At 58.4% G+C, this 512-nt stretch carries 1 protein-coding gene; it reads right to left on the reverse strand.

All coding sequences use genetic code 11. From position 1 onward, the window contains the following. Positions 1 to 272 precede the first annotated feature (272 nt). Positions 273 to 512, reverse strand: a 240-nt coding sequence (locus tag EXE44_RS17995) for an SHOCT domain-containing protein (protein WP_199241277.1), incomplete at its 5' end; no start/stop codon positions are given.

The following is a 512-nucleotide window of genomic DNA, read 5'->3' on the forward strand; positions in this document are numbered from 1 at the left end:
GAATTCCTACTTAAGATTACGTCTCCGGTTATCTAGGCTGATAAACATCTGTCTTCTTGCGATTTTGGTGTTATTTGTATAGATTTGGTTACAGAATATATTAACGAAATCTCTGCGTCGGTATCATATTTGGATCTGCTGGGAACAACGAACGGGCGAATAGCGCGTTTCGATGTCGGACAGTCGGTGACGGGGCGAATCACCGATCAAATCGGTAGGGAGAGCGTCTCGCGGGTCAGGCCACGCGTCCGCGTCAGGAGTTTGGAGGCTCGTCAGCGTTCGCGTTCGCGCGTCTTCGAGTTCGCCGGTTCAGACTGTGACCGCACTTCGGAGCGGTCCCGCTCGCGGTCGGCGGCCAGCAGTCGGTCGAGACGTCGCTCGAACTCCGCGTCGGTGAGTTCGCCCTCGACGTAGCGGTGTTTGAGCCGCTCGACCGGGGTCGTCGTTTCCACGCGATCGGCGCCCGAACGAGACGCGTCGCGCTCCGCCGCGATCCGATCCGCGAGGTACCC

This window comes from Halorubrum sp. SS7 (assembly GCF_005435055.1).
Classification (GTDB): Archaea; Halobacteriota; Halobacteria; order Halobacteriales; family Haloferacaceae; genus Halorubrum; species Halorubrum salinarum.